The sequence below is a fragment of the Nocardioides sp. genome (genome assembly GCF_036374615.1).
Lineage (GTDB): Bacteria > Actinomycetota > Actinomycetes > Propionibacteriales > Nocardioidaceae > Nocardioides.
Genome location: NZ_DASUTK010000067.1, coordinates 26,751 through 50,667 on the forward strand (window position 1 = coordinate 26,751; position 23,917 = coordinate 50,667).

A 23,917-nucleotide genomic window follows, 5' to 3' on the forward strand; every position below is an offset into this window, starting at 1 on the left:
CGCACGACTCGACTGCCGCACATCCGCGATTCAACGAACTGACAATTGCTGTTGTGGCAAGGTGACTTGCTGGAAGAGCGACGGTTTGTCATGCTCGAGGCGTGACTCATTCCCACCACGATCTCGACCCGCAGGACCCCACGGCGTTCTGGGAGGACTTCTACTCCCCGGGCCGCCGGCCGTGGAGCGGCCGGCCGAACCGGGTGCTCGTCGACGAGCTCGCCCGCAAGCCGCTCGTCCCGACGACCGCGCTCGACCTCGGCTGCGGGACGGGCGGCGACGCGATCTGGCTGGCCGCGCAGGGCTGGACCGTCACGGGCGTCGACATCTCGAGTGCTGCCCTGCACCAGGCGGAGCAGGAGGCGGAGGCGGCCGGGCTGGGCGACCACGTCACCTGGCAACGGGTGGACCTCGACCAGGGCCTCCCTGTCGGCACGTGGGACCTGGTGACCGCGGCGTACCTGCAGGCGCCGGTGGCCCTGAGCCGCGACGCGGTCCTGCGGGCAGCAGCGGACGCGGTGGCGCCGGGCGGCACGATGGTCGTCATCGGGCACGCGACACCTCCGACGTGGGCAACCGACCCGCCCGAGCACATGCGTGGCATGCCCGACGCCGACGAGGTGCTGCGGACGCTCGACCTGTCCGACTGGACGGTCGAGCGAGCCGAGCTGGTCACATTCGAGTCGACGTCCCCCGACGGCGCGGTCGGCACGCGCAGCGACTCGCTCGTCCGGGTTCGACGCCCGAGCTGACCGTCAGCCAGGCGCCACACACGCACGGACCTCGATGCCGCCGTCGCCATTGGACAGCGCCCGACAGACGTCGAGCAGGTCCTCGAGGTCGTCGGAGCGGACCAGGTAGAAGCCGGTCAGCTGTTCGACCGTCTCGGCGTAGGGCCCGTCGGTGACGGACACGGTCCCGTTCGTTGTGCGCAACGTGCGGGCCGTGCTGGAGTGTGCGAGCTCGGCGCCCCCGGTCATCGTGTGGCCGCGCTCCTGCAGTGCCCGCTGGAAGTCCGTGTGGCGGGCGTACATGGCGGTGCGGGTGGCCTCGTCGGCCGCCTGCCAGGTCGCCTCGTCACCGGGGAGCATGATCATGTAGTCGGTCATCGTCTTTCCTCTCGTGGATGAGCCTGTCACTGCGATGACGAACCGGCACCGCCGTTCTCGACACGGTGCCGGGCGGCGCACTCGGCGGCGCGGCGCTGCATCGTCCGACGCTCCACCTCGTTGCCCGTCATCGACGCCGCTCGGAGGAAGTGCTCCCGCGCCCGCCCGTGCTCGCCGGACCGGCACCACAGATCACCTGCGACGGCGTCAATCAGGTGGTAGCCGGTCATGCTCGGCACATCGAAGAGTGGCAGCACGATGTCGAGACCGACGCGGGGACCGAACGCCTGCGCGGCAGCGACGCCCCGGTTCAGCTCGACGACCGGCGACGGGTTGATGGCCGCCAACCCGTCGTACAGGGCGGTGATCCGCTCCCAGTCGGTCTCCTCGGGAGTGGTCGCCCGCGCATGGCAGGCAGCGATCGCGGCCTGCAGCGCGTATGGCCCGACCGTCCCACCGAGCTGCTCGATCCGGTCGAGGTGGGCGAGCCCGCGCCGGATCAGCAGTCGGTCCCAGCGGCGGCGGTCCTGATCGAGCAGCAGCACCGGCTCCCCGTCCGGCCCGGTGCGCGCCCGCAGCCGCGAGGCCTGCAGCTCGATCAGTGCGAGCAGGCCGAGGGTCTCGGTGTCCAGGGGCGTCAGGGCGGCGAGCATTCGGCCGAGCCGCAGCGCCTCGGCGCAGAGGTCGCCGCGGAACCACTGGTCGCCGCTGGTGGCGGAGTAGCCCTCGTTGAACACCAGGTAGACCACCTCGCGCACTGCGTCGAGCCGAGCGTGTCGCTCGGACTCCGGCGGGAGCTCGAACCGCACCTTGGCAGCGGCCAGGGTCCGCTTCGCTCGCACGATCCGCTGGGCGATCGTCGGAGCCGGTGCCAGGAAGGCCCGCGCGACGTCGTCGGTGCCCAACCCGCAGACGAGCTTGAGGGTCAGCGCCGAGCGGGCGTCGGGCGACAGGATCGGATGGCAGGCCATGAAGATCAGGCCGAGCAGGTCATCGGCGAGATCTCCGTCGACGATCTCGTCGATGCTGTGCTCGAGGGTCTGCGGCTGCGAGGCCGCGACCAGCTGGTACTTCCCCCGTCCGGTGTCGCGACGACGGATCCGGTCGATCGCGAGGTACCGGGCGGTCGTGGTCAGCCACGCGCCCGGGTTGTCGGGGACCCCCTCGGCACGCCACCGCTCGATGGCCGCCACGAACACGTCCTGCGCGAGCTCCTCGGCAGTGTCGAGGTCGCCGACCTGGCGCATCAGGCGCGCGATGACCCGGGGTGACTCGACCCGCCACAGCGCCGCCAGCCGCTGGTCGAGCGCGTCCTCCGACGGTGGTCGGGGGAACGGGTCCGGATCGTGCGCGGTCATGGCGCGGCGGCGACGGGTCGAGCGAAATCGCTGCTCAGCCCTGCGGCGGCAGGAGGTCCTCGGCCTCCATCACCTTGCGGACGTCGACCCGGTGGGTGCCGACGATCCGAGCCCACTTCCGGGCGTGCTCCACAGCTTCGGCGAGGGAGTCGACCTCGAGGATCGCGAACCCGGCGATCAGCTCCTTGGCCTCGGCGAACGGACCGTCGATCACGCGCACCTCACCGTCCGCGGCCTCGACGCGGGCGCCCTTGCTGCTCGGAGCCACTCCCTCGCCGGTGAGCAGCACCCCCGACATCGCGGCTTCCTGCATGTACTGCCCGATGGCAGCCTGCTCCTCGGCGGTCGGCGGTATCCCGTCCTCCATCGCCTGGGTCTGGTAGTGCATGAGCATGTAGCGCATCGTGACTCTCCTCCTCCAGGTCCGCCTTCCCGCTCAGCTGTCCGCACCCGCGTAGACGAGGTGCAGGACACCGCTGTCGAACGTAGTGGACGAGACCAGCTTCAACGGAACGGTCGCACCGTCCTCGAAGAGCTTCTTGCCGTGACCGACCACGATCGGGTGCACCAGCAGGTGCAGCTCGTCGACCAGCCCCTGCTCGAGCATCCAACGCACCAGGGTGGCGCTGCCGGTGGTGCTGAGCCGGGTGTCCTGCTTGAGCCGGGTCAGCTGGGTGGCGACGTCGGCGGCGTCCGCTGCGGCGGGCGGGTTGATCGCGGTGGTGTTCTCCCACGCGGGGTCGGTGAGGGTGCTCGACACGACGTACTTGCGGGCGCCGTTCATGACGCCGGTCATCGGGTCCTCGGCGTCCGCCTGGGGCCAGTACGCCGCGAACTCGTCGTAGGTCTGGCGACCGATCAGCGTCGCGTCGCTGTCGCTCATCAGCTCGCCGACAGCCGCCCCCATCTGGTCGTCGAAGTAGGGGAAGTGCCAGGTCTCGGGCGACTCGATGACACCGTCGAGTGAGATGAAGAGGCCGGACTTGATGAATCCCATGATCGATGTGCTCCTCCGGTTGGTCGGGCGGGTGCCCGAGGGTTGCTGTCACCCCGTGTGCCGAACGGCGCGGCCCCGGATCGACACGTGCCACCAGATTTCTCGAGACTTCTTTCCGCGACGGTCCCGACGCCCCGGTCAGGCGTTGAGCCCCGCCAGGTCGAGCACGGCGTCCGGGCCGTCGAGGTCGCGGGTCGCGAGGAAGACGGTGGAGACACCGGCGGCCGCGAGGCCGCCGTAGCGGTCCCGGTGCTCGGCCACGGTGCCGGCATGGGTGGTGGCGGCGTACGTCGCCGCGGCCGTGCGGCCGCGGTGCCGCTCGACCCGGCTCCACACGTCGTCCCGGTCGCGGCCGACGACCGGAAGGTCGAGCACGGTCACGGCGACCTCGTCAGGGTCGCGGCCGACCTCCGCGCAGTGATCGCGCAGCACGGCGATCTTGCGTTCCAGGACGTCGTGGTCGGTCGTGCGCAGGTTGCAGGCGTCGCCGAGCCGCGCGGCTATCCGGAGCGTCCGGCGCTCACCCGAGCCGCCGACGATGACAGGGATCGGGCTCGGTGGCCGCGGGTAGCAGGTGGTCTCGGGCAGGGTCACCCCCGCCTCGTCGTACGGCTTGGTCCCCGGAGCCCACAGGGCGCGCATCGTGACGATCGCGCGCTCGAGGTCGTCGAGCCGCTCACCGGGCGGCGGGAACCGGAGGCCGTACGCCGCGTGCTCGCGCTCCCACCAGCCCGCTCCGATCCCTACGAACGCCCGGCCGCCCGTCAGCGCGGAGAGGGTCGCAGCCGCCTTCGCCGTCACACCGGCGGGCCGGAAGGTCACCGGCGTGCAGAGCGTCCCGAGCTCGAGCCCGGTGCCGAGCCCGGCCACCGCACCGAGCGTGACCCACGGCTCCGGGATCGAGTCCCACGCCCGGCCGACCTGTGGGATCTGGATCAGGTGGTCCATCACCGCCAGCCCGGCGAATCCCGCCTCGTCGGCGGCACGCGCGACCTCGGTCAGCCAGGCCAGCGGGTCCTCGCCCCACGGGAACCGGGACACCTGCAGCAGGACCCGCAGGCCGAGGCTGTTGGTGCGGTCGCGCGCCGCGTCCACGGCGGCCGGCCCAAGCACGTCCGGCGCATCCGGCGCCGGCGCCTCGTCCGCGACCGGGACGACGAGGTCCCAGCCCTCCGCCTCGAGCTCCGCTCGTAGATCGCGGACCGCGCGGAGCTGGCCGGCAAGCACCGGCGCCGGCACCGGCCGGTCGCGTGAGGCGTTGCGGCGTCGGCACTCGGCGTCCGAGGTGTCGAGCACGACCACCACAGCGGGCAGGCCGCTCGCGGCGGCCGCCGCGCGCCAGCCCCGGCGTCGCTCGGCGTCGGTGCCGAGGGTGTCGACGACGGTGGTCAGCCCGCGACCGAGTCGAGCGGCGACGATCGTCTCCAGCAGGGCGAAGGCGTCGTTGGACGCGTCGAGGTCGCTTGGGCCACTGCCCACCACGGCCCGGAGTGCGTCGGAGGAAACGATCTCCTCGGCGCGGTACCGCCCTTGCGCCCACGTGGACTTGCCCGACCCGGCTGCCCCGACCAGCACCACGAGGGCAGGATCCGGCAGCCGCATGGCGGCCAGTCTGGCTCATCACCAGCGCCGGCGAGGTTCGTGGAGGAGGATGGAACCCACGGGTTGCCTCGGGAGTCGTCACATCGTCCGACCAGCAGGAGGCGGCCATGGACGCAGAGACACTCGCAGTGGGGCGTGAACCCGCGCTACCGCGCTCGGAGGAGCTCGCGTTCCGCCACGTCTTCGACATGTCGTACCGGCGCCTCGTCGTGCAGCTGTACGGCGTCACGGGCGACGCAACCGAGGCGGAGGACCTGGTGCAGGAGGCCTTCGTCAAGGGTGCTGCCCTCGGCCGACGGTTCATCGAGCTCGACAACCCGGAGGCGTGGCTACGCACCGTGGCGATCAACCTCCAGCGCAGCCGGTGGCGACGGTTGCGCAACTTCTCGCGGATCCGGGACCAGGTTGCACCGCCCCCGACGGACGTGACGACGCTCGAGGACCGGCTGGACGTCATCGAGGCGCTGCGGGCGCTGCCCGAGGGCATGCGTGAGGTCGTCGCCCTGCACTACCTGGCGGACCTGGACGTCGCGACCGTCGCGGAGACGCTGGGAATCCCCGAGGGCACGGTGAAGTCGCGGCTCAGCCGTGGCCGCGAGGCGCTCGCACAAGCGCTGGCTGACGAGGAAGGAGCCGGTCATGTCTGACCAGAAGATCACCGAGTTCCGCGAGCGCGCGGAGCTCGGCGTCCGCCCGATGGACCCCGACCGGCTGCTCGAGCGGGGGCGGGCGTTGCGTCGTCGCCGCCAGCTGGCACCGGTCGCAGCGCTCGCCGCGGCCGTAGCGGTGGGTTACGGCGTGTACACGTCCATCCCCGATCCAGCACCGTCCCAGACACCGGCCGGCCAGATCACGATCCCGGTCCCGGAGCTCGGCCTGAGAGTCCTGGGCGAGGTGACCAGGGGCGAGGTGTTCGAGCCGGGCACGTATGCCCTCGAGATCGTCGGCGGCGACGACGTGCCCGACGCCGTCCTCGACGTGGTAGGGGAGGGCTGGCGCACGACCTCGAGCGGGGCGTGGCACAACAGCACGTCGGGAGCCATCAGCTGGGGCATCGCCGAGTACAGGGGGATGGACGTGGCCCGGTGCGAGCCTGGCGGTGCGGGGCTGCCGAGCGGGCTCTCTCGCGCGCAGGTGGTCGACCGGATCGCCGAGGTCCCCGGGACCCGCGTCCTGGACGCTCCGAGCCCGGCACCGTTCTTCAGCGCCGAGCTGCCTGCCACGCACCTCCAGGTCTCGATCCCGATGAAGATCCGCTGCGCAACGGAGTTGGAGACCGAACCGGCGCTGGACTCGATGTGGGGTGGTCGGTTGGGCCCGCGGGTCACCGTCGACGTATGGGTCCTGGAGTACGGCGACGACGTGCTGCTCGCGACGCTCTCCTCCCGGGGTAACCCGTCGTCCGAGATGCTCGACGAGCGGACATCGACGCTCGAGTCCCTGCGGTTCGCACCCCTCCCCTGAACCCGCCGCAGCCTCAGGGTGTCGCAGGAGTGATGTTGTCGTTGTGCCGGAACAGGTTGGCCGGGTCGTAGGTCGCCTTGACCTGCCGCAGCCGGGCCAAGGTGGCCGGCGGGTAGGCGCTGCCGATCCGTCCGTCGTCGTGCGGGCCGAAGAACCCGACGTAACCGCCCGGGTCGTCCTGGGCGACCTTCGTGGCGAGCTCCTCCGCCCAGTCGCGGGCCGTCTCCAGGTCGGGCTCGTCGTTGGAGGCGATGACGACCATGATCCCGCTCCGCCGGTGCGCGAAGGCGGTGGCCGCAGGATCCACCCGCCCGATGGCGCCGCCCAAGGCGCGCAGCTGCACCATCCGCAACGGCGCGTCGCTGCGGGCCATGTAGTCGAGCATCATCTCGGCGGTGGCGGTGTCGACGTGGTCGAGAAACAGTGAGCGGACCGCGATCACGGCCCCGTGGCTGCGGGTCGGCAGCGCGAGGAGCTCCGAGTACGGCATCGGCCCGACCAGGTCTGCCACCGGATCGGCGGCCGCCCGGAGCGGGGCGACCGCCTGCTCGCCTCGCCGTATGTCGCCGGCCCAGCAGACGCGGACCATGAGCACCGGCTGCCCGTGCTGCTCGGCGGGGAGCTCGTCGAGCGGTGGCGTCGGGATGACCGACGCGATCACGCTCAGCGCGTCGTCGGCGGCGCAGCTGACCGCGACCACCCGTTCCAACGCCTGCGGCGTCGCGGGCAGGAAGAGCGCGCCGCCGTACACCTCGGTGACTGGCACTGCCCGGTAGTGGAAGCGGGTGACGACGCCGAAGCTGCCGCCTCCCCCGCGCAGCGCCCAGAACAGGTCCGGATCGCGGCCGGCGTCCACGCGCCGGACCCGCCCGTCGGCCGTGACGACCTCGGCTCCGAGCAGGTTGTCGATCGTCATCCCGTGCCGCCGGCTGAGGAACCCCAACCCGCCACTGAGCGTGAGCCCCCCGATCCCGACGCTGTCGGTGTCGCCGAACCCCACGGCCAGCCCGTGCTGCGCCAGTGCGTTGGTGACCTCGCCCGCGGTCAGTCCCCCGCCGGCCCACACCGATGCACCGTCCCGGTCGTTCGTGGCGCCCACGGACAACCCGCGCAAGGACGTGAGGTCGAGCAGCAGGCCGTCGCCGGTGGCGTGGCCGGCCGCGTGGTGCCCGCCGCCGCGCACGTGCAGCGGCAGTCCGCTCCGGGTGGCCGTCTCGACCACGGTCGCGACATCGACCGCGTCGGCCGGGCGGACGACCGCGACCGGATGCCCGTCACGGATGCCGAAGTACGGCGTGCGGGCCTCGTCGTAGCCCGGTTCGCCCGCCACCAGGACCTCGCCCGGGATCCGGGCGGCCAGGTCATGGGCGACAGAGCTCGGGGGCGGCTGGTCGGTCACAGGTGTCTCCCTCCGATGAGCGGTCGGCACGTACCAGCGTCGGACGAGCCGGGCGTGGCCGCATTGCCCCTGCGCGCCAGGGCGTTGAGCATCCGCGCCCGATACCGGGTTGTGTGGGAGTCGCGGCGAGCGCAGGATCGAGGACATGCGCACCGTTCTGAAGGCGGTGGCCGAGCCGCAGGCGCAGCGTGAGGAGAGCTGGCGGGAGACCGTGTCCACCGCGTTCTCCGGGCTCGAGATCGACCTCGACCACGCCCCCGACGAGCGCGACCAGATCGTGATCGGCCAGGTCGGGCCTGCGCAGTTCATCGAGTCCCGGTCCGGCCCGGGTCGCGCTCGGCGAACTGCCCACCACATCCGCTGCCACGACCCCGACCGCTACGTGCTGTTCGTCCAGGCCGACGGCTCCAGCGTCGGCGAGCAGTTCGACCGCCGCACGCAGTACCGACGCGGCGACCTCGGCCTGCTGGACCTGTCGGCACCGCTGCAGTGCACCTACACCTCGCGGCGCGCGGTGATGTTGTCCTACCCGAAGACGCTCAGCCCGTTCCGCGAGGACGAGGTCGCACCGCTCTTCGGGACCGGCATCGGCGGGACCAGCGGCACCGCGGCGCTGGTCTCCGGCCTGGTCCGGCAGCTGCCACGCCATCTGGAGACCCAGGACGAGGTCGCCAGCGCCCAGGTGGGTGCCGCCGTCCTCGACCTGCTCCACGTGGGGATCGCGAGCCGTCTCGACCGGCCTCACGCCGTCGGACCCGAGGCAGCGCGCCGGGCTCTGCGCACCCGCTGTCAGGCCTTCATCGAGAAGCACCTGTCGGACCCCGACCTGTCGCCGGCCTCGGTCGCTGCGGCGCACCACATCTCGCTGCGCCACCTGCACCGGCTGTTCGAGGACGCAGGGGACGGCGTCGCCGGGCTGATCCGCCGACGGCGGCTCGATCGCTGCCGGCGCGACCTGCTGGACCCCGCCCTCCTCGGCCGACCGGTCTCGGCGGTGGGAGCTCAGTGGGGGTTCGGTGATCCGGCGCACTTCAGCCGCGCGTTCAAGAGTGCGTACGGGCTGCCTCCTGCTGCGTTCCGTCAGGAGTTCGCCTCGCCGTAGCCGGTCACTGCACCGAGCGTTCGGGCGCCGCGCGCCCCCGATCCGGCGCGGCCGAGCAAGGCGTGGGGGTAGGCCCCGATTCGCCGTTTGCTTGACGTCAAGCAAATGCGGCGCGCCCACCCCGGCCAGGGTGGGGGTCGAACCGGACTCGTCTCGCGAAGGCCCGCCCAGGTGTCTCATGCACCCACTGCAGCACGCAAGGACGGTCAGCCGCCGCCTGTGAAGGACGACTGCCCATCGTCGTAGACCAGTGCCCCATCGTCGTAGACCAGCCCCTCGTCGGTCACCCTCGCGCCGTCGGCCGGCACGTGCGTGGTCAGCCGGCCGCTGTGGTCGAGGTGTAGCACCGATGCGTCGTGAAGCAGTACGAGCACGTCGGAGACCAGCCGTCGATGGCAACGCCACCACAGGGATTCGCTGCACATCAAGGCGGTGCGCCGAGCGGATTCCGCGAGCACGGCGTGCAGGCCCTGCCGGAACTCCGCGGTGCGGGTGTGCGCCGCGTACGCCCGAAACTGCTCGACCCGCCACCAGGTGTCGACGTCGACGTCGGGATCCACCCGCCGGGGTGACGGGTCAGTGCGTGCTGGTCGCCACCCGGTCGCCGTGGTGGGTGCGGTCGCCCAGGAGGGCGGTGGCGCGCGCCGCCAAGTACAGGCCGGAGACGCCGACCAGGCCGTAGACGATCCGGGTGACGGCGTTGGTCTCGCCGAACTCCATCCCGAAGATGGTGGCCACCAGGTCGAACTCGGCCAGCGCGACCAGGCCCCAGTTCACGGCGCCGACGATCACGAGGGCCAGGGCCAGGGTGTCGAGCTTCTTCATGATTCCTCCAGTGTGTAGAGAGTCTGTGTAGGTCCAACTGGCGCAGCATGCCCGTTCCCGTCGATCTTGTCAAGAGTCTGTACAAGTCACGTCGAGAGTCAGTAGGGTGTTGGTCGTGGAGCCAAGGATGCGGATCGGTGAGCTGTCCCGCCGTACCGGTGTGTCCCCGGAGCTGCTCCGGGCCTGGGAGCAGCGTTACGGCCTGCTCCGCCCCGAGCGCTCTCAAGGTGGCTTCCGGCTGTACTCCGAGGCCGACGAAGGGCGGGTACGCCGCACGACCGCCCTGATCTCCCGGGGAGTCTCGGCCGCCGAGGCAGCCCGCCAGGCCGCGACGGCTGGGGGTTCGACGCCCGCCCCTGGCCGTCCGGACCGACCCGTGGTGGAGGTGCTGGCCGGTGAGCTGACGCAGAGCATGGACCGCTTCGACGCGGTCGGGGCGAACGCCGTCCTCGACCAGCTGTTCGGAACGGTTTCGGTCGACTACGCGATCCGCCACGTGCTCATCCCGTACCTCCACGAGCTCGGCGACCGCTGGGCCGATGGCACGGTCAGCGTGGCCCAGGAGCACTTCGCCTCGCACCTGATCCGTGGCCGACTGCTCGGACTCGCGGGCGACTGGGGAGCGCGGAACCAGGCCACGTCCGTGCTCGCGTGCCTGCCGGGTGAGACTCACGACCTCGGCCTGGTCATGCTCGGCCTGCTCATGACACGCCGGGGGTGGCGGGTGACCTTCCTCGGGGCGGACACTCCACTGGACAGGCTCGCGGAGCCGGTTCCAGGGCTGCACCCGTCACTGGTCGTGCTGGGGACCTACGACGCGAGACTGTTCCGGTCGCACCGAGACGCGGTGGCCCGGCTGGCCACCGAGACGCGGGTGGCCGTGGCCGGACCCCTCGACGAGCGCGAGGTCGCAACGACCGGCGCGGAGCTGCTGATCGACGACATCGCGGAGGCCGCCGAACGGCTGCGGGTGGACGACTGACCCGGTCCGGTCGCTGCGGGTGTCGGTCCCGCGCTCACCTCGGTGGCTGACGTCTCGGCCGCGTCACCTCGCACTCTCACCGGCGATGAAGGCTTCCACCCGGCGCCGGCCCTCGTCGTCGGGCAGCTGCACCGGCGGGCTCTTCATCAGGTACGACGAGGCTGAGATGATCGGTCCGCCGATGCCGCGGTCCTTGGCGATCTTCGCGGCCCGGATCGCGTCGATGATGATGCCGGCCGAGTTCGGCGAGTCCCACACCTCGAGCTTGTACTCCATGTTGAGCGGGACGTCGCCGAAGGCGCGGCCCTCGAGGCGGACGTAGGCCCACTTGCGGTCGTCGAGCCACGCGACGTAGTCGGACGGGCCGATGTGCACGTTGTCGGCGCCGAGGTCGTGGTCGAGGTTGGAGGTCACGGACTGGGTCTTGGAGATCCGCTTCGACTCCAACCGCTCCCGCTCGAGCATGTTCTTGAAGTCCATGTTGCCGCCGACGTTGAGCTGGTAGGTGCGGTCGAGCACCACGCCCCGGTCCTCGAACAGCTTGGCCAGCACCCGGTGGGTGATCGTCGCGCCCACCTGTGACTTCACGTCGTCACCCACGATCGGGACACCGGCGTCCTCGAACTTCTTGGCCCACACCGGGTCGGAGGCGATGAAGACGGGCAGCGCGTTGACGAACGCCACACCTGCGTCGATCGCGCACTGGGCGTAGAACTTGTCGGCCTCCTCCGAGCCCACCGGCAGGTAGGACACCAACACGTCGGCGCGGGTCTCGCGCAGCACGGAGACCACGTCGACCGGCTCGGCCGTCGACTCCTCGATCGTCTGGCGGTAGTACTTGCCGAGACCGTCCAGGGTCGGCCCCCGGAGCACGTGCGTGCCCGTCGGCGGCACGTCACAGAACTGGATCGTGTTGTTCTCGCTCGCCGCGATGGCCTCGGCCAGGTCGAACCCGACCTTCTTGGCATCCACGTCGAACGCCGCCACGAACTCGACGTCGGAGACGTGGTAGTCACCGAACTTCACGTGCATCAGACCCCGCACCGTGCTCTCCGGGTCGGCGTCCCGGTAGAAGTGCACACCTTGAACCAGCGCCGCTGCGCAGTTGCCGGCGCCGGCGACGGCCACTCTGACTGTCGTCATCTGGTCCCCCTCCCATCCTCGTCCGTGTCGTGTCTTCTGGTGGTGAGCTCCTGTGGTCCGGCCATGTCACGGCCGTCCCAAGGCCCGGTAGTTCCATCCCGCGACACGCCACCGCTCCGCATCCAGAGCGTTGCGTCCGTCGAGGATGTACTTGCGCGCGACAACGCCGTCGAGGTCGCACGGGTCCAGGTCGAGGAACTCCTGCCACTCCGTGAGGTGCAGCAGCAGGTCCGCGTCAGCGGCCGCCTCGACAGCGGAGGAGACGTACTCCAGCGTCGGGTACTGCGACTCGGCCGTGCTTCGCGCCACCGGGTCGTAGACCCGGACGTGCGCACCGATCAGCTGCAGCTGTGCCGCGACGTTCAGCGCGGGCGAGTCACGGACGTCGTCGGAACGTGGCTTGAACGCCGTACCCAGGACGCCGACGCGCTTGCCGAGGATGTTGCCGCCGCACGCCTCCACGGCCAGCTGCACCATCCGCGTCCGGCGACCGAGGTTGATCCGGTCGACCTCCCGCAGCAGGGTGGCCGCGTGGGGCACCCCGAGCTCGTCCGCGCGCGCCGCGAGAGCCCGGATGTCCTTCGGGAGACAGCCCCCACCGAACCCCAGCCCGGCATGCAGGAACCGCTCCCCGATCCGGTCGTCCCGTCCGAGGGCATCCGCCAGGGCCGTCACGTCGCCCCCCGTGGCCTCGCAGAGGTCGGCCATCATGTTGATGAACGAGATCTTGGTGGCGAGGAAGGCGTTGGCGGCCACCTTGACGAGCTCCGCCGTGGGCAGGTCGGTCACGACCAGGGGTACGCCGGCGCGCAGCTGGCGCACGTAGAGCTCGCGCAGCACCTTCTCCGCGATCTCGGACTGCACGCCGATGACGATCCGGTCGGGCCGGAGCGTGTCCTCGACCGCGTGCCCTTCCCGGAGGAACTCGGGGTTCCACGCCAGCTCCACGTCTCCGTCGGCCGGAGCCGTCGTCGCCAGCATCGCGGCGAGCCGCTCGGCCGTCCCCACGGGCACCGTCGACTTGCCGACCACGACGCACTGTCGTCTGAGGTGCGGGGCGAGTGACTCCACGGCGAATCGCAGCTGGCCGAGGTCCGCGCCGAGCTCGCCCGGGCGTTGCGGGGTCCCGACGCAGAGGAAGTGCACGTCACCGAAGGACCCGCACTCCTCGAAGGAGGTGGTGAAGCGAAGCCGGCCGCCCGCCACGTGCTTTCGGACCAGGTCGCCGAGTCCTGGCTCGTAGAACGGCAGCTCACCGCGAGCGAGGGCAGCGACCTTGGCCTCGTCGATGTCGACCCCGAGGACCTCCCAGCCGGCTTCGGCCATGCCGGCCGCGTGAGTGGTTCCAAGGTAGCCACTGCCGATCACCGAGACCCGCAATGCCATGGCCCGCCTCCCCCGCGTCCAGATGGACAACCTTGGTCATCTTGAACGGCTGGGGGGCGGGCAAGTTCAGAGTACTTGTGGCTGCCTCGCCTTCGGACGCTACCTTTCGTTCGCCTGCTCGTAATCCCCCAAATTGATGATGTCGTGTCGGCCTCGCGAACGCAGAATGAACAGGAAGCGAGCGCACGCTCGCATCAGTGACGGGTCCGGTCACCTCGGGGTTGCCGGCCCGTCGCACACGGGGGTTCCACGCGCGTCTACCCGAGCGTCGGGCAGCGCGATCGCGCCCACCGCACGACCGAGGGAAGGACGCGAGGCCCATGACGCGAGTGCTGGTCACCGGAGCAGCAGGGTTCATCGGCAGCCACCTGTGCGAGGCACTGGTGCAGGACGGCTGCGAGGTGCGCGGCGTCGACGCTTTCACGGAGTTCTACGACCCCGCCAGCAAGCGTCGCAACATCGCTGAGCTGATGCCCGACCCCGCCTTCGAGCTGGTGGAGGCGGACGTGCGCACCGCGCCGTCGGGGCAGCTCCTCGACGGCATCGACGCCGTCGCGCACCTCGCCGGCGAGCCAGGGGTCTCCACCTCGTGGGGCCCCTCGTTCGAGCGCTACGTCGACCGCAACGTGCTCGCGACGCAGCGGTTGCTCGAGGCTGCGCTGGCGAAGGGGGTCTCACGTTTCGTCTACGCCTCGAGCTCATCGGTCTACGGTGCGGAGACGGAGGCCCTCCGCGCGCGTGGGGAGCCGCGTCCCGCGAGCCCCTACGGCGTCAGCAAGCTCGCCGCCGAGGCCCTGGTCGGTGCATACGCCTACAGCTACGGCCTGCCCGGGGTCTCGCTGCGGTACTTCTCCGTCTACGGCCCGCGCCAACGGCCGGACATGGCCGCGCACCGGTTCATCGAGGCGCTCCTGGACGGTCGTCCGCTGCAGCTCTTCGGCGACGGCAGCCAGACCCGCGACTTCACCTTCGTGGGAGACGTCGTGAGGGCGACGTCCCGCGCCCTGTTCGCAGACCTGCCCCCGGCGGCTGTGCTGGACATCGCCTGCGGCCGACCCACCTCGGTGGCCACCCTGATCGAGGAGCTGCGCAGCATCGTCGACGTCGATGATCCGTCTCTGGAGACGCGGCAGGAGCGGCCGGGCGACGTCCCTCGCACGGCCGGCCGGATCGATGCCGCCCGGCAGCACCTCGACTGGTCACCCACCGTCGGACTGCGAGCCGGCCTCCGGCAACAGGTGGCCTGGCACGCAGGGGTGCGCGACTCACAGCCCATCTCGGGCCTGGCCGGCGGGGCGACGGACCCGCACCAGGCTGTCAGGCGGTAGCCATGACTATGACACCCGAGCCACGCCTGATGATCTACTCCCAGGACGGGCTCGGCCTGGGACACCTTCGACGAACGACGCTGCTCGCGTCTGCCTTCCTCGCGGCGCGGCCGGGTGCCAGCGTGCTGACGGTGTCGGACTCCCCGATGGGGCAGTTCTTCTCGACCAGCCCGGGGCACGACTACCTGAAGCTTCCGTCGATCCGCAAGGTCGGCCCGGGCGACTGGCGTCCGGTCGCCCTGGGGATGCCCTTCGCCGACGTGAGAGAACTGCGGCGGAAGCTGATCCGGGTTGCGGCCGAGGAGTTCCGACCCGACGTACTGCTGGTGGACCACATGCCACACGGCGCCATGGGCGAGCTGGTGCCGACCCTGAAGGCACTGCCCTCCAAGGTCCGCACCGTTCTCGGCCTGCGCGACATCGTGGACGCGCCGGCCACGGTCCGCCGTCGCTGGCAGGTCGAGGGCGCCTTCGACGCGCTTCAGAGGTACTACCACGACGTGCTGGTCTACGGGTGCCGCGGCGTCTTCGACGTGGCCACCCAGTACGCCTGGCCGGCGGAGCTCGGCAGCCGCGTGCGCTACTGCGGCTATGTCTGCTCACCGCATCCGTCGGGTTCTCCCGACGCGCTGCGCCGGCGCTACCTGCGTGGCGCTCCGGAGAGTGACCTGGTGGTCGCCATGGCCGGTGGCGGCGCGGACGGGTTCACGCTCTTCGAGACCCTGATCCGCGCCGTCCCGGCGCTCGTCGCCGAACGACCCTGCAGGCTCGTCGTGGTCACCGGGCCTTTCCTGCCCGAGGCCGAGCAGAAGCAGCTGCGACGGCTCGCCCGGGGGTTGCCGGTGCGGTTGGTCTCCACTGTGGACAACTCGCTGAACCACATCCGGTGCGCCGACCTGGTCGTCAGCATGGCCGGTTACAACACCACCGCGGAGGTCCTGCGCTTCGCCCGACGAGCCCTGCTCGTACCCCGCAAGGGCCCCAGCGCCGAGCAGCGGATGCGCGCGAGCAGGTTCGCCGACCGAGGCTGGGTCCGGTGGTTGCCCCCGGAGTCGCTGTCGCCGGAGATGCTTGCCGTCTCGATGGTGGACGCGCTCGCTTCCTCCAAGCCGGAGGTGACCGAGACGCCGGATCTGGACGGCAGGGACCGCGCAGTGCGGCACCTGCTCTCCCCGCTCGGCGACGGTCCCCGCGGCAGCGCCCTCGAACCGCTCGCGGTCAACGGCCACCAGGGCGTCGGGGCGGCCACGACCACGAGGAGCGGAGGACGTCGATGACCACGGCCCTGTCCGGCAGCGCGACGGCGCCTCGTCTTCACGAGGTGCTGTCCGGCCGGCTGGGTGTCGAGGCGCTCGCCCGGCTCGCGGTCGATCCGCTGGGCCACGGCGCGCGCGACCTGCTCGGTGAACGACTGCCGCTCGACCGGGTGGTGTCGGTCGAGCTGATGCGCACCAAGTACAAGCCGGGTCGCAAGCTCACCGGCTACTACCGCGTGCACGACAGCGCTGCGCACCCGCCGCGCGCCATCGCGGTGACGTGGCACCCCGACGAGCGGGTCGAGGTCCTGGTCTCTCCCGATGATCCCGCGCTCCCGCAGCTCGCCCGCCTCAGCGACCGGGCGCAGCTGGCTCCACTCCTGGCGGCGGTCTCCGGCCGGACACCTGGGCACGCATCGGAGCTCATGATCCGACCGGTCCGCTACCGACCGGGGCAGCGGCACGTCCTGCACGTGGCCGGGGGACGGCTGGGTCCTGACGGTGTGTACGCCAAGGTCGACCGCGACGACTCTGGCGCGCAGGCCGTCCCCGTGGCGGCCGAGCTCGCGGCGACGATCGCCGAGAGCTGTCCGGGGGCCAGCGTCGTCGAACCGATCGGGTACGCCGCGGAGGAGCAGGTCGCCCTCTGGGAAGGCACGCCGGGCAGACCGCTGTGGCACCGGCTCCGCGACGGGGCGACGGACGGGGTCCGGCTCGTCTACCTGGTGGGCCGGGCCTTGCGGGTCCTGCACGAGGCGGACGTTCGCGTCGAGCGGTCACACTCGGTCCCGGCCGAGGTAGCCGCGACGCTGCGGGCGGGGGAGCATCTCACTGCGCTGCTTCCACGGGAGGGTGCCCGATTCGGGCGCCTGGTCGCGGCCGTCGTCGAGGCGCTCGACCGCTGGCCGCTCGAGCCCGCCGCCCTCGCGCACGGGGACGTCAAGTGCGACAACCTGCTGGCCGTCGGCGACCGGCAGGTCACGTTCCTGGACCTGGACCGCCTGGCCGTGGCCGAGCCCGCCCTCGACCTCGGCAAGTTCCTCGCCGACCTGCGGTGGTGGTGCCCGGCCCCTCGGATCCGCAGCTTGAGGCGCGCGCTGCGGGCAGGCTACGGGACCTGCGACCCTGCCCGGTGGGGACGAGCGGACCTGCTCGCGGTGCTCTTCAGCGCGAAGCTGGCCGCGCGCCGGTGCGCCGTTCACGACCCGGCCTGGACGTCGCAGGTGGAGGATCGACTGTCCGCCGCAGCCGATGCGCTGGACGCCATCGGGGCGACCCGATGAGCAGCTCGTCGACGCTCGACGTCGCCACCGCCACGTGGTTGAGCGGGCTGGACCCGGCGCTGGCCTCCCTGCCCGCGGCACTGCCTGACCCCTCGGGCGGCCAGCGGCTGCACGACGTCCGGTGGACGCCGGGCGAGGGGTGCCGGCTCAGCTATCGCGACGAGTCACCGGGAGCGGCGGCCACCTTCGTCGCCGTGGACGTGACCGGCGGCGACTGGTCGCGCTACGACTACCGCGACGACGCGCGGCTGCCTGGCCTCGCCCGGGCGGCCGACCCGCTGGTGGTCGGCACGCTGCTCACCGGGATGCTCGGTGAGCGACTCAGCTCGTGCCGGGTGGAGCCGGTGCGGTTCCGCTCCGGGTCCCGATGCGTTCTTCGCTATGAAGCCACCACCCGCACCGGCACGACCACCCTCTACGCCAAGGTCTTCCGGCCCGAGCGATTCGACCAGACCGCCTCCCTGGGACGCGATCTCGCGGGCTCGTCGCGCGACCACGCACTCGTACCTGAGCTCGCTGCGACCTGGCCGGAGCTGCAGGTGCTCGTCGGCGAGGCGGTCCCCGGACTGCCGGCGTCAGTGGTGCTGGGGGACCCCGGCGTGCCCGCCCAGGCACGAGTGGGGCTGGCCCGTCGGCTCGGCGCGCTGCTCGCCCGGTTCCACGCGATCGCGGACGTGCCCGCACCCCGCTGGACCGCCGAGGACCAGGTGGCGTCGCTCGCCGACGCGATGGCCGCCGTCCACCACGTGGATCCCGAGCTGGCCGCACGACTGCTCTCGTGCCTGGAGGTCCTGGGCGCAAGCGTTCCCGCGCCGGGCCGACAGGTGCTGAGTCACGGCTCGTTCCGCGCCAGCCAAGTGGTCCTCACGCCCGAGGGGGACCTCGTGGCGCTCGACACAGATCGCTTGTCCCGCTCAGACCGAGCGCGAGACCTCGGCGCGGTGCTCGCCCACCTCACCTGGCAGGGCATCAGGCAGTCCCAGGAGCGCGTGGCCGTGCGGGCGGACGAGCGCGCGATGCTCAGCGGCTACCAGGGTCGGGCGGGGATGGTCGATCCGCAGGCCTTGTTGTGGTGGCGGGCCGCCGGACTGCTGCAGGTCGCGGTACGCCGCTACCGCCGCCTGGAGGTCACGGCATGGCCCGCCGTACCGAGGCTCGCCGATGCCGTCGAGGAGCTGCTCGCTGCGGGGCGGGCCCGGCGCGCAACCGACGTCCTGGACTGCACCGAGATGACGCGCGAGATCCGGCACGCAATGGCACCGGGCCGCGACGACACGCGGACGCTCCACGTGCGGTCGGCACAGCTGCTCACCGACAACCCCGGCCGACGGCGGGTCGTCCGGTACGACCTCGACGGCCTCGACGACGCCGGCCGGGTGCCTGTGATCGGCAAGGTGTTCACGGAGCTCGAGCGTGCCCGGCTGCTGCACGAGCACCTCCGGGTGCTCTCAACCGGGCCGTTCCGCGCCGGGCCGCGGCACGTCCCGACGCCGCTGGCGCTGCTCCCGCGACAGCGGATGGTCCTGTACCGCGCTGCCGAGGGGACTCCACTCGACCACATCGCGGATCCGGCGCACGCCGTGGCAGGCGTCCGGGCCGCGGCGCAGTGGCTGGCACTCCTGCACGGGTCCTCGGTGCGACTGCCGCGGCGGCTCTCCCTGGCGCAGGAGCAGCAGAGCTCCCAGCAATGGGCCGCGCTCATCAGTGGAGCGCTGCCCACCGCGGCCCGACCGGCGCGAGCCCTCGCTGCCCGGTGGGCGAGTGCGGTAACGGAGGCGGACCAGGTCGAGGAAGCACCGATCCACAAGGACTTCCACGCCGGGCACGTGCTGATCGGACGGGACGTCTGCGTCGTGGACCTCGACGAGGCTCGGCTCGGCGACCCTGCTCTCGACGTCGCGCACTTCTGCGCCTACCTGGAAGCCGCGGCGGGCCCTGCCACCGGAGACCTGATGCGGACGGCGTTCCTGGACGAGTACACCACCCTGAGCGGGTGGGTCGACTCCGGCAGCCATGCGGGGTACTGCGCCTACACCTGGCTCAAGATCGCCAAGCAGCTCGCGCTCGGCTCCGGACCCTTCCGGGACACGCCGACCCCCGCCCGCCGCGGGCTCGTCGTGTCCGCGCTGACAAAGGGGTTGGCATGTCTCGACGCGTGATCTACGTGGTGCGGAGCTGGCCGCGACTCTCCCAGACCTTCGTCCTGAACGAGGTGCTCGCACTGGAGCGCCGCGGCATCGACCTGGCGATCTTCGCCCTGGTCCACTCGGAGGAGACGGTCGTCCAGCCGCAGGTGGCGGAGGTCCGTGCCCCACTCACGGTTCTGACGCGAAGGCGGCGCGCGTTGCGGGCCCGGCTCCGCGCTCACGGATCCGTGCTGACAGCCGCCCCGCAGGAGTACGCCGCGACGTTGTGGTTCGCGCTGCGTCACCCGAGCCTGGCCGCGGGCTACACCAGTGGCACCGCGCTCCAGTGCTTCGACCACGCGGTCACGGTGGCCGCGCGCGTCCTCCGGATGCGGCAGGAGGGGGTGGCGCCCGACCACCTGCACGCGCACTTCGCCCACGATCCAGCACTCGTGGGGCTGCTCGCGGCTCGGCTGACCGGGCTCCCGTTCAGCTTCACCGGTCATGCCCGCGATCTGCTGCAGATCCCGCCGGCGGCCCTCGCTGCCCGCGCGGCCGCGGCCACGGCGCTGGTGACCTGCTGCGAGGCCAACGCCGAGCACATCGAGGCCGCGGTGCCCGCCGAAGCCCGGCCACCGGTGCTCGTGGTGCACCACGGTGTGGACCTCGCCAGGTTCCGTCCCGCGGCGGCCGACCCGGGCCGGCTCCCCACGATCCTGTCGGTCGGCAGGCTGGTCGAGAAGAAGGGGTACGACGACCTGCTCCAGGCGCTGGCCCTGCTCCGGGCCACGAGCCCCACGTTCCGCTGCGACGTCTACGGCGACGGCCCGTTGCGCCCGCGCCTCCTGGAGCTCCGTGACCAACTCGGCCTCCGTGACCACGTGGTGCTGCACGGCGCGTGTTCCAACGACCGCGTCCTGGCCGCCCTGGCATCCGCGACGGTGTTCACGCTCGCGCCGCGCCACACAGAGGACGGCGACCGGGACGGGATCCCGAACGTGTTGGTGGAGGCGATGGCCTGCGCCGTTCCCGTGGTGACCACGGCCGCGGGCGGTATCCCGGAGCTCCTGCGACACGAGGAGAACGGGCTCCTCGTGCCACCAGGTGACGTGCCCGCTCTCGCGGCCGGGATCCGCAGGCTGCTGGGGAACCCTTGGCTGCAGCGCCGGCTCGGCACGGCAGGCCGTGCCACCGTGGCGCGTGACTACGACGTGCACGACGCTGCTCAGAAGCTCGAGCTGGTCTTCCGAGGGAGCGTCGGCTCCGAGCGCCCGCGGGACACAAGCAGCGCGATGGCGGTCGCGCCATGAGGCGGGAGGCCGAGCGCGTCGCGGACGTGCTCGATCCGCGGCTGATGGCGCCCCGGCTCGCGGCCGCGCTCGGGGGTGCCGCGATCTGCCACGTCCTGGACGCGAAGTACGAGCCAGGCGTGCGCGCCACCGTGCTGTACGACCTGGCGGGACGGCTCGTGCGCGGCGATCTGCTCGACCCGACCGCTGTGGAGCTGTCCGGCCGACCCGGCGCCGGGTGCGTCATCGAGCCAGGCATGCGGGTGCGACTCTTCCCGGACGACCCGGACCTGCCGGCCCTGCCGTGGCTGACGGACCCGTTGTCCCTCGGGCCGGCACTCGCACGGCTGCGCCGCCCTGAGGACGGCCGGAGCACGATCCACTCCCGGATCCGGCTGCTGCGCTACCGGCCGGGCAAACGTGCCACCGTGCTCGCCAGGGTGACACCGCTCGCCCCGGCCTTCGTGGCGAAGGCCTACCACAAGCCGGACAAGGCGGCCGCGGTCGCTGAGGAGGCAGCGGCCCTGGCCGCACTGCCCGCGCGGGGCCGGACGCTGCGCTTCGCACCACCGGTCGGGCTCGTCGGCGAGGGCGACGTCGTCGTCCAGGAGGCCGTCGGCGGTACGACGCTGGACGTGCTGCTCGCCGGGCGCGACGACCCCGGTGAGCGAGCAGTGGACGGGGTGCGACGCGCCGCTCGTGCGCTCGCCGAGCTGCACGAGCTGCCGGCTGTGACGGAGCGCCAACGATCCGTGGTGGCCGAGCTGCACCGGTTCGGGACCCGCGCGGCAGGTGTCGCCGCGCTCGACCCCGGTTTCGCCGCTCGTGCGGCCCAGGTGGCCGACAGGTTGCTCGACCGACACGGCGAGCTGCCGCCCGCCACGATCGGTCCGGTGCACGGGGACTGCAAGCCGAGCCAGTTCCTGCTCAGCGACACCCGCGTCCACCTGCTCGACCTGGACCACTTCGGCATCTCCGACCAGGCAGCCGATGTCGGCACCTTCCTCGCCACGCTGCGCCAGCTCGCCGTACGTCGTCAGCTGACCCGCCGCTGGACCGGGACCGGGACCGAGCTCGAGGGTCTGGAGCGGGAGTTCCTTCGCCACTATCTCGTCGCCCGAGGGGGCAAGCCGGATGCCGTCAGCCGCCGGAGCAGGTGGCAGCAGGCGGTGGCCCTGGAGCGGAAGGCATTGCGGGCCTTCGCGCGGGCACCCCGCTCCCGCCTCGCGCCCGCACTTCTGGAGGAGGCGGACCGATGTATGCACTCGGTCGAGCGCGCCGCGTGACCAAGCCGACGGCCGGGACCGGCGGGACACCACGCGGGAAGGCGAGTGACCTGAGGCGTTCGTTGCGGCTGTTCCGGCGGTTCGCCGGCGACCGGCGACCGTACTGGCTCGGGCTCGCGCTCCTCGCGTTCGAGGCGGGTACCTCGATCCTGGAGCCGATCCCGATCGCGTTCCTGATCGACTTCCTGCAAGGTGCGCGGGGGAACTTGCGCAGCTACGGGGCCCCCGAGCTGCTGTCCTCCGCGCGCGTCGAGACCATCCTCCTGCTCACGATCGCGATCGTGCTGATCGCCGTGATCAACAGTGCCGCCGACTCGCTGACCGAGGTGTGCATGGCGCGCGGCGGTCGCTCGCTCGGCTACCGGATCCGGGTCGCGATGTACTCACACCTGCAGCAGCTGTCGCTGGCCTACCACGACACCAAGCGGACCGGTGACGTCCTCACCCGGGTCACCGGCGACGTGCTGGTGGTAGAGGACTTCGTGGTCAAGTCGGTGAGCAACATCTTCGGCAGCCTGCTGGTGCTGGTGGGCAGCTTCATCTTCCTGCTGACCCAGTCCTGGAGCGTCGCGTTGGTCGCGCTGATCGTGATCCCGATGCTGGCGCTGGTCTCCAACTACTACTCCCGCCGGATCAAGGTCGCCTCGAAGACGCAGCGCCAACGCGAGGGCGAGCTGGCCTCCACCGCGCAGGAGATGCTCACCTCGATCCGCCTGGTGCAGAGCTACGGCCGCGGCACCGTCGACCTGGAGCAGTTCTCCCACGAGACCGGCCAGAGCATGCGGGCGTCCCTGTGGGCCGCCAACATCCAGGCCAAGTTCAGCTTCGTGATCTCGCTGGTCGAGGCGCTCTCCATCGCCGCGGTGGTCTGGCTCGGCGTATGGCTGGTCGACCGGGACGCGATCACCGTCGGCACGCTGGTGCTGTTCGTGCTGCTGCTGCAGAACATGTTCAAGCCCGCCCGCAAGATCGTCAGCGAGTGGTACAAGATCGGCAAGGTCTTCGCGAGCGTCGAGCGGATCGATGACCTGCTCGACCGGGAGATCGTGGTCCGCGACGACCCGCACGCCCTCCCTGCCCCGCCGCTCGAGGGCCGGCTCAGCTTCCGGCACGTCGGCTTCACCTACCCGGCCGAGCACGAGGACGGTTCACGCCTCACCTCACGGCCACCGGTGCTGACCGACATCGACTTCGAGCTCGCCCCGGGCGAGGTGGTCTCCCTGGTCGGGTTCAGCGGCGCCGGCAAGAGCACGATCGCCCAGCTGGTCCCGAGGCTGTACGACGCGGACAAGGGCGAGGTGCTCGTCGACGGGCTGCGCGTCCAGGACGTCACGCTCGCCTCCTTGCGCAGCCAGATCAGCCTGGTGCTGCAGGACACCGTGCTGCTGAGCGGCAGCGTGTCGGAGAACATCGGCTACGGCATCCCCGACGCCACCCCGAGCGACATCGAGCGGGCGGCCCGGCTGGCGAACGCCCACGAGTTCATCATGGCGCTGCCCGACGGCTACGAAACCCATCTGGGCGAGCGCGGCTCGACCCTGTCCGGAGGGCAGCGGCAGCGACTCGCGATCGCGCGGGCGTTCATCCGGCGCGCCCCGATCCTGATCCTGGACGAACCGACCACCGGCCTGGACGCCGAGTCCGCCCGCAGTGTGGTCGACGCGCTGCGGAGCCTGATGCGCGGCAAGTCCACCATCGTGATCTCCCACGACCTCGGCCTGATCCGATGCGCCGACCGGGTGCTGGTGATCGCGGAGGGCCGGATCGTGGAGTCAGGGGCGCACGAGCAGCTGATCGATCGCCAAGGGCCCTACGCCGAGCTGTTCACCCGCCAGGAGCTGCACCTCGAGGGGACCGACAGCGAGGACGAGCTGACCGCGCTGACGAGCGCCCACCAGGAGGGACCGGCGGATCCGCCCGCGGCCCGGCGGCCGGCCGGGCTCGCGGACCCGCTGCACCGGCGGCTGCCGGGGCTGGCCCGG

The 23,917-nt window shown here is 71.6% G+C and carries 22 protein-coding genes; 12 read left to right on the forward strand and 10 right to left on the reverse strand.

What is annotated here, in order from left to right:
- Positions 1-101: 101 nt before the first annotated feature.
- Positions 102-752 carry a class I SAM-dependent methyltransferase gene (locus VFZ39_RS05725; protein ID WP_330864769.1) on the forward strand — a complete coding sequence of 217 codons (651 nt, stop codon included), beginning with the start codon at positions 102-104 and terminating at the stop codon, positions 750-752.
- 3 nt (positions 753-755) lie between these two features.
- Here the strand turns inward: VFZ39_RS05725 and VFZ39_RS05730 are convergent, their stop codons facing one another.
- From VFZ39_RS05730 to VFZ39_RS05750, 5 genes are all read right to left on the reverse strand, one after another.
- Complete coding sequence (locus VFZ39_RS05730) at positions 756-1,109, reverse strand: YciI family protein (RefSeq protein ID WP_330864770.1); 354 nt, start codon at positions 1,107-1,109, stop codon at positions 756-758.
- Between the two features lie 26 nt (positions 1,110-1,135).
- On the reverse strand, positions 1,136-2,467 hold the full coding sequence (locus VFZ39_RS05735; RefSeq protein ID WP_330864771.1) for an RNA polymerase sigma factor: 1,332 nt from the start codon (positions 2,465-2,467) through the stop codon (positions 1,136-1,138).
- A 34-nt stretch (positions 2,468-2,501) separates the two neighbouring features.
- The gene (locus tag VFZ39_RS05740) at positions 2,502-2,870 is read right to left on the reverse strand and encodes a YciI family protein (RefSeq protein ID WP_330864772.1); all 369 of its coding nucleotides are present in this window, start codon (positions 2,868-2,870) and stop codon (positions 2,502-2,504) included.
- Between the two features lie 33 nt (positions 2,871-2,903).
- A complete protein-coding gene (locus VFZ39_RS05745; RefSeq protein WP_330864773.1) occupies positions 2,904-3,464 on the reverse strand; it encodes a dihydrofolate reductase family protein in 561 nt (186 codons plus the stop codon).
- A gap of 138 nt (positions 3,465-3,602) precedes the next feature.
- Positions 3,603-5,066 (reverse strand): LLM class flavin-dependent oxidoreductase, encoded by a 1,464-nt coding sequence (locus VFZ39_RS05750; protein WP_330864774.1) that lies wholly within the window; start codon positions 5,064-5,066, stop codon positions 3,603-3,605.
- A 107-nt stretch (positions 5,067-5,173) separates the two neighbouring features.
- Here VFZ39_RS05750 and VFZ39_RS05755 point away from each other — a divergent pair, with 107 nt between their 5' ends.
- Both VFZ39_RS05755 and VFZ39_RS05760 read left to right on the forward strand, forming a co-directional pair.
- On the forward strand, positions 5,174-5,713 hold the full coding sequence (locus VFZ39_RS05755) for an RNA polymerase sigma factor (RefSeq protein WP_330864775.1): 540 nt from the start codon (positions 5,174-5,176) through the stop codon (positions 5,711-5,713).
- Positions 5,706-6,530 (forward strand): hypothetical protein, encoded by an 825-nt coding sequence (locus VFZ39_RS05760; protein WP_330864776.1) that lies wholly within the window; start codon positions 5,706-5,708, stop codon positions 6,528-6,530. Before VFZ39_RS05755 ends, VFZ39_RS05760 begins: the two co-directional genes overlap by 8 nt.
- Before the next feature lie 13 nt (positions 6,531-6,543).
- On the opposite strand, the gene VFZ39_RS05765 is transcribed toward VFZ39_RS05760, so the two are convergent.
- Positions 6,544-7,929 carry an FAD-binding oxidoreductase gene (locus VFZ39_RS05765; RefSeq protein ID WP_330864777.1) on the reverse strand — a complete coding sequence of 462 codons (1,386 nt, stop codon included), beginning with the start codon at positions 7,927-7,929 and terminating at the stop codon, positions 6,544-6,546.
- 145 nt (positions 7,930-8,074) lie between these two features.
- Between VFZ39_RS05765 and VFZ39_RS05770 the strand changes: the two genes are divergently transcribed.
- Positions 8,075-9,031, forward strand: a complete 957-nt coding sequence (locus tag VFZ39_RS05770) for a helix-turn-helix domain-containing protein (RefSeq protein ID WP_330864778.1) — start codon at positions 8,075-8,077, stop codon at positions 9,029-9,031.
- 206 nt (positions 9,032-9,237) lie between these two features.
- On the opposite strand, the gene VFZ39_RS05775 is transcribed toward VFZ39_RS05770, so the two are convergent.
- Both VFZ39_RS05775 and VFZ39_RS05780 read right to left on the reverse strand, forming a co-directional pair.
- Positions 9,238-9,591: a DUF488 domain-containing protein gene (locus VFZ39_RS05775; protein WP_330864779.1), complete on the reverse strand. Its 354-nt coding sequence runs from the start codon at positions 9,589-9,591 to the stop codon at positions 9,238-9,240.
- Between the two features lie 16 nt (positions 9,592-9,607).
- Complete coding sequence (locus VFZ39_RS05780) at positions 9,608-9,856, reverse strand: DUF378 domain-containing protein (protein ID WP_330864780.1); 249 nt, start codon at positions 9,854-9,856, stop codon at positions 9,608-9,610.
- A gap of 115 nt (positions 9,857-9,971) precedes the next feature.
- Here VFZ39_RS05780 and VFZ39_RS05785 point away from each other — a divergent pair, with 115 nt between their 5' ends.
- Complete coding sequence (locus VFZ39_RS05785) at positions 9,972-10,838, forward strand: MerR family transcriptional regulator (RefSeq protein WP_330864781.1); 867 nt, start codon at positions 9,972-9,974, stop codon at positions 10,836-10,838.
- A 63-nt stretch (positions 10,839-10,901) separates the two neighbouring features.
- Here the strand turns inward: VFZ39_RS05785 and VFZ39_RS05790 are convergent, their stop codons facing one another.
- Both VFZ39_RS05790 and VFZ39_RS05795 read right to left on the reverse strand, forming a co-directional pair.
- Positions 10,902-11,981 (reverse strand): inositol-3-phosphate synthase, encoded by a 1,080-nt coding sequence (locus tag VFZ39_RS05790; RefSeq protein WP_330864782.1) that lies wholly within the window; start codon positions 11,979-11,981, stop codon positions 10,902-10,904.
- 66 nt (positions 11,982-12,047) lie between these two features.
- The gene (locus VFZ39_RS05795; protein WP_330864783.1) at positions 12,048-13,367 is read right to left on the reverse strand and encodes a UDP-glucose dehydrogenase family protein; all 1,320 of its coding nucleotides are present in this window, start codon (positions 13,365-13,367) and stop codon (positions 12,048-12,050) included.
- Between the two features lie 320 nt (positions 13,368-13,687).
- Here VFZ39_RS05795 and VFZ39_RS05800 point away from each other — a divergent pair, with 320 nt between their 5' ends.
- The 7 genes from VFZ39_RS05800 to VFZ39_RS05830 form a co-directional block, all read left to right on the forward strand.
- Positions 13,688-14,695, forward strand: coding sequence for an NAD-dependent epimerase/dehydratase family protein (locus VFZ39_RS05800; RefSeq protein ID WP_330864784.1), 1,008 nt, complete (start codon positions 13,688-13,690; stop codon positions 14,693-14,695).
- A gap of 2 nt (positions 14,696-14,697) precedes the next feature.
- Complete coding sequence (locus VFZ39_RS05805) at positions 14,698-15,972, forward strand: glycosyltransferase family protein (RefSeq protein ID WP_330864785.1); 1,275 nt, start codon at positions 14,698-14,700, stop codon at positions 15,970-15,972.
- Complete coding sequence (locus VFZ39_RS05810) at positions 15,969-17,234, forward strand: aminoglycoside phosphotransferase family protein (RefSeq protein ID WP_330864786.1); 1,266 nt, start codon at positions 15,969-15,971, stop codon at positions 17,232-17,234. The genes VFZ39_RS05805 and VFZ39_RS05810 overlap by 4 nt, the downstream gene beginning before the upstream one ends.
- On the forward strand, positions 17,231-19,393 hold the full coding sequence (locus VFZ39_RS05815; RefSeq protein WP_330864787.1) for a phosphotransferase family protein: 2,163 nt from the start codon (positions 17,231-17,233) through the stop codon (positions 19,391-19,393). The genes VFZ39_RS05810 and VFZ39_RS05815 overlap by 4 nt, the downstream gene beginning before the upstream one ends.
- Positions 19,378-20,670 (forward strand): glycosyltransferase, encoded by a 1,293-nt coding sequence (locus tag VFZ39_RS05820; protein WP_330864788.1) that lies wholly within the window; start codon positions 19,378-19,380, stop codon positions 20,668-20,670. The genes VFZ39_RS05815 and VFZ39_RS05820 overlap by 16 nt, the downstream gene beginning before the upstream one ends.
- Positions 20,667-21,935 carry a hypothetical protein gene (locus tag VFZ39_RS05825; protein ID WP_330864789.1) on the forward strand — a complete coding sequence of 423 codons (1,269 nt, stop codon included), beginning with the start codon at positions 20,667-20,669 and terminating at the stop codon, positions 21,933-21,935. Before VFZ39_RS05820 ends, VFZ39_RS05825 begins: the two co-directional genes overlap by 4 nt.
- The coding region (locus tag VFZ39_RS05830) for an ABC transporter ATP-binding protein (RefSeq protein WP_330864790.1) at positions 21,932-23,917 on the forward strand (1,986 nt) is incomplete at its 3' end. The genes VFZ39_RS05825 and VFZ39_RS05830, both read left to right, overlap by 4 nt.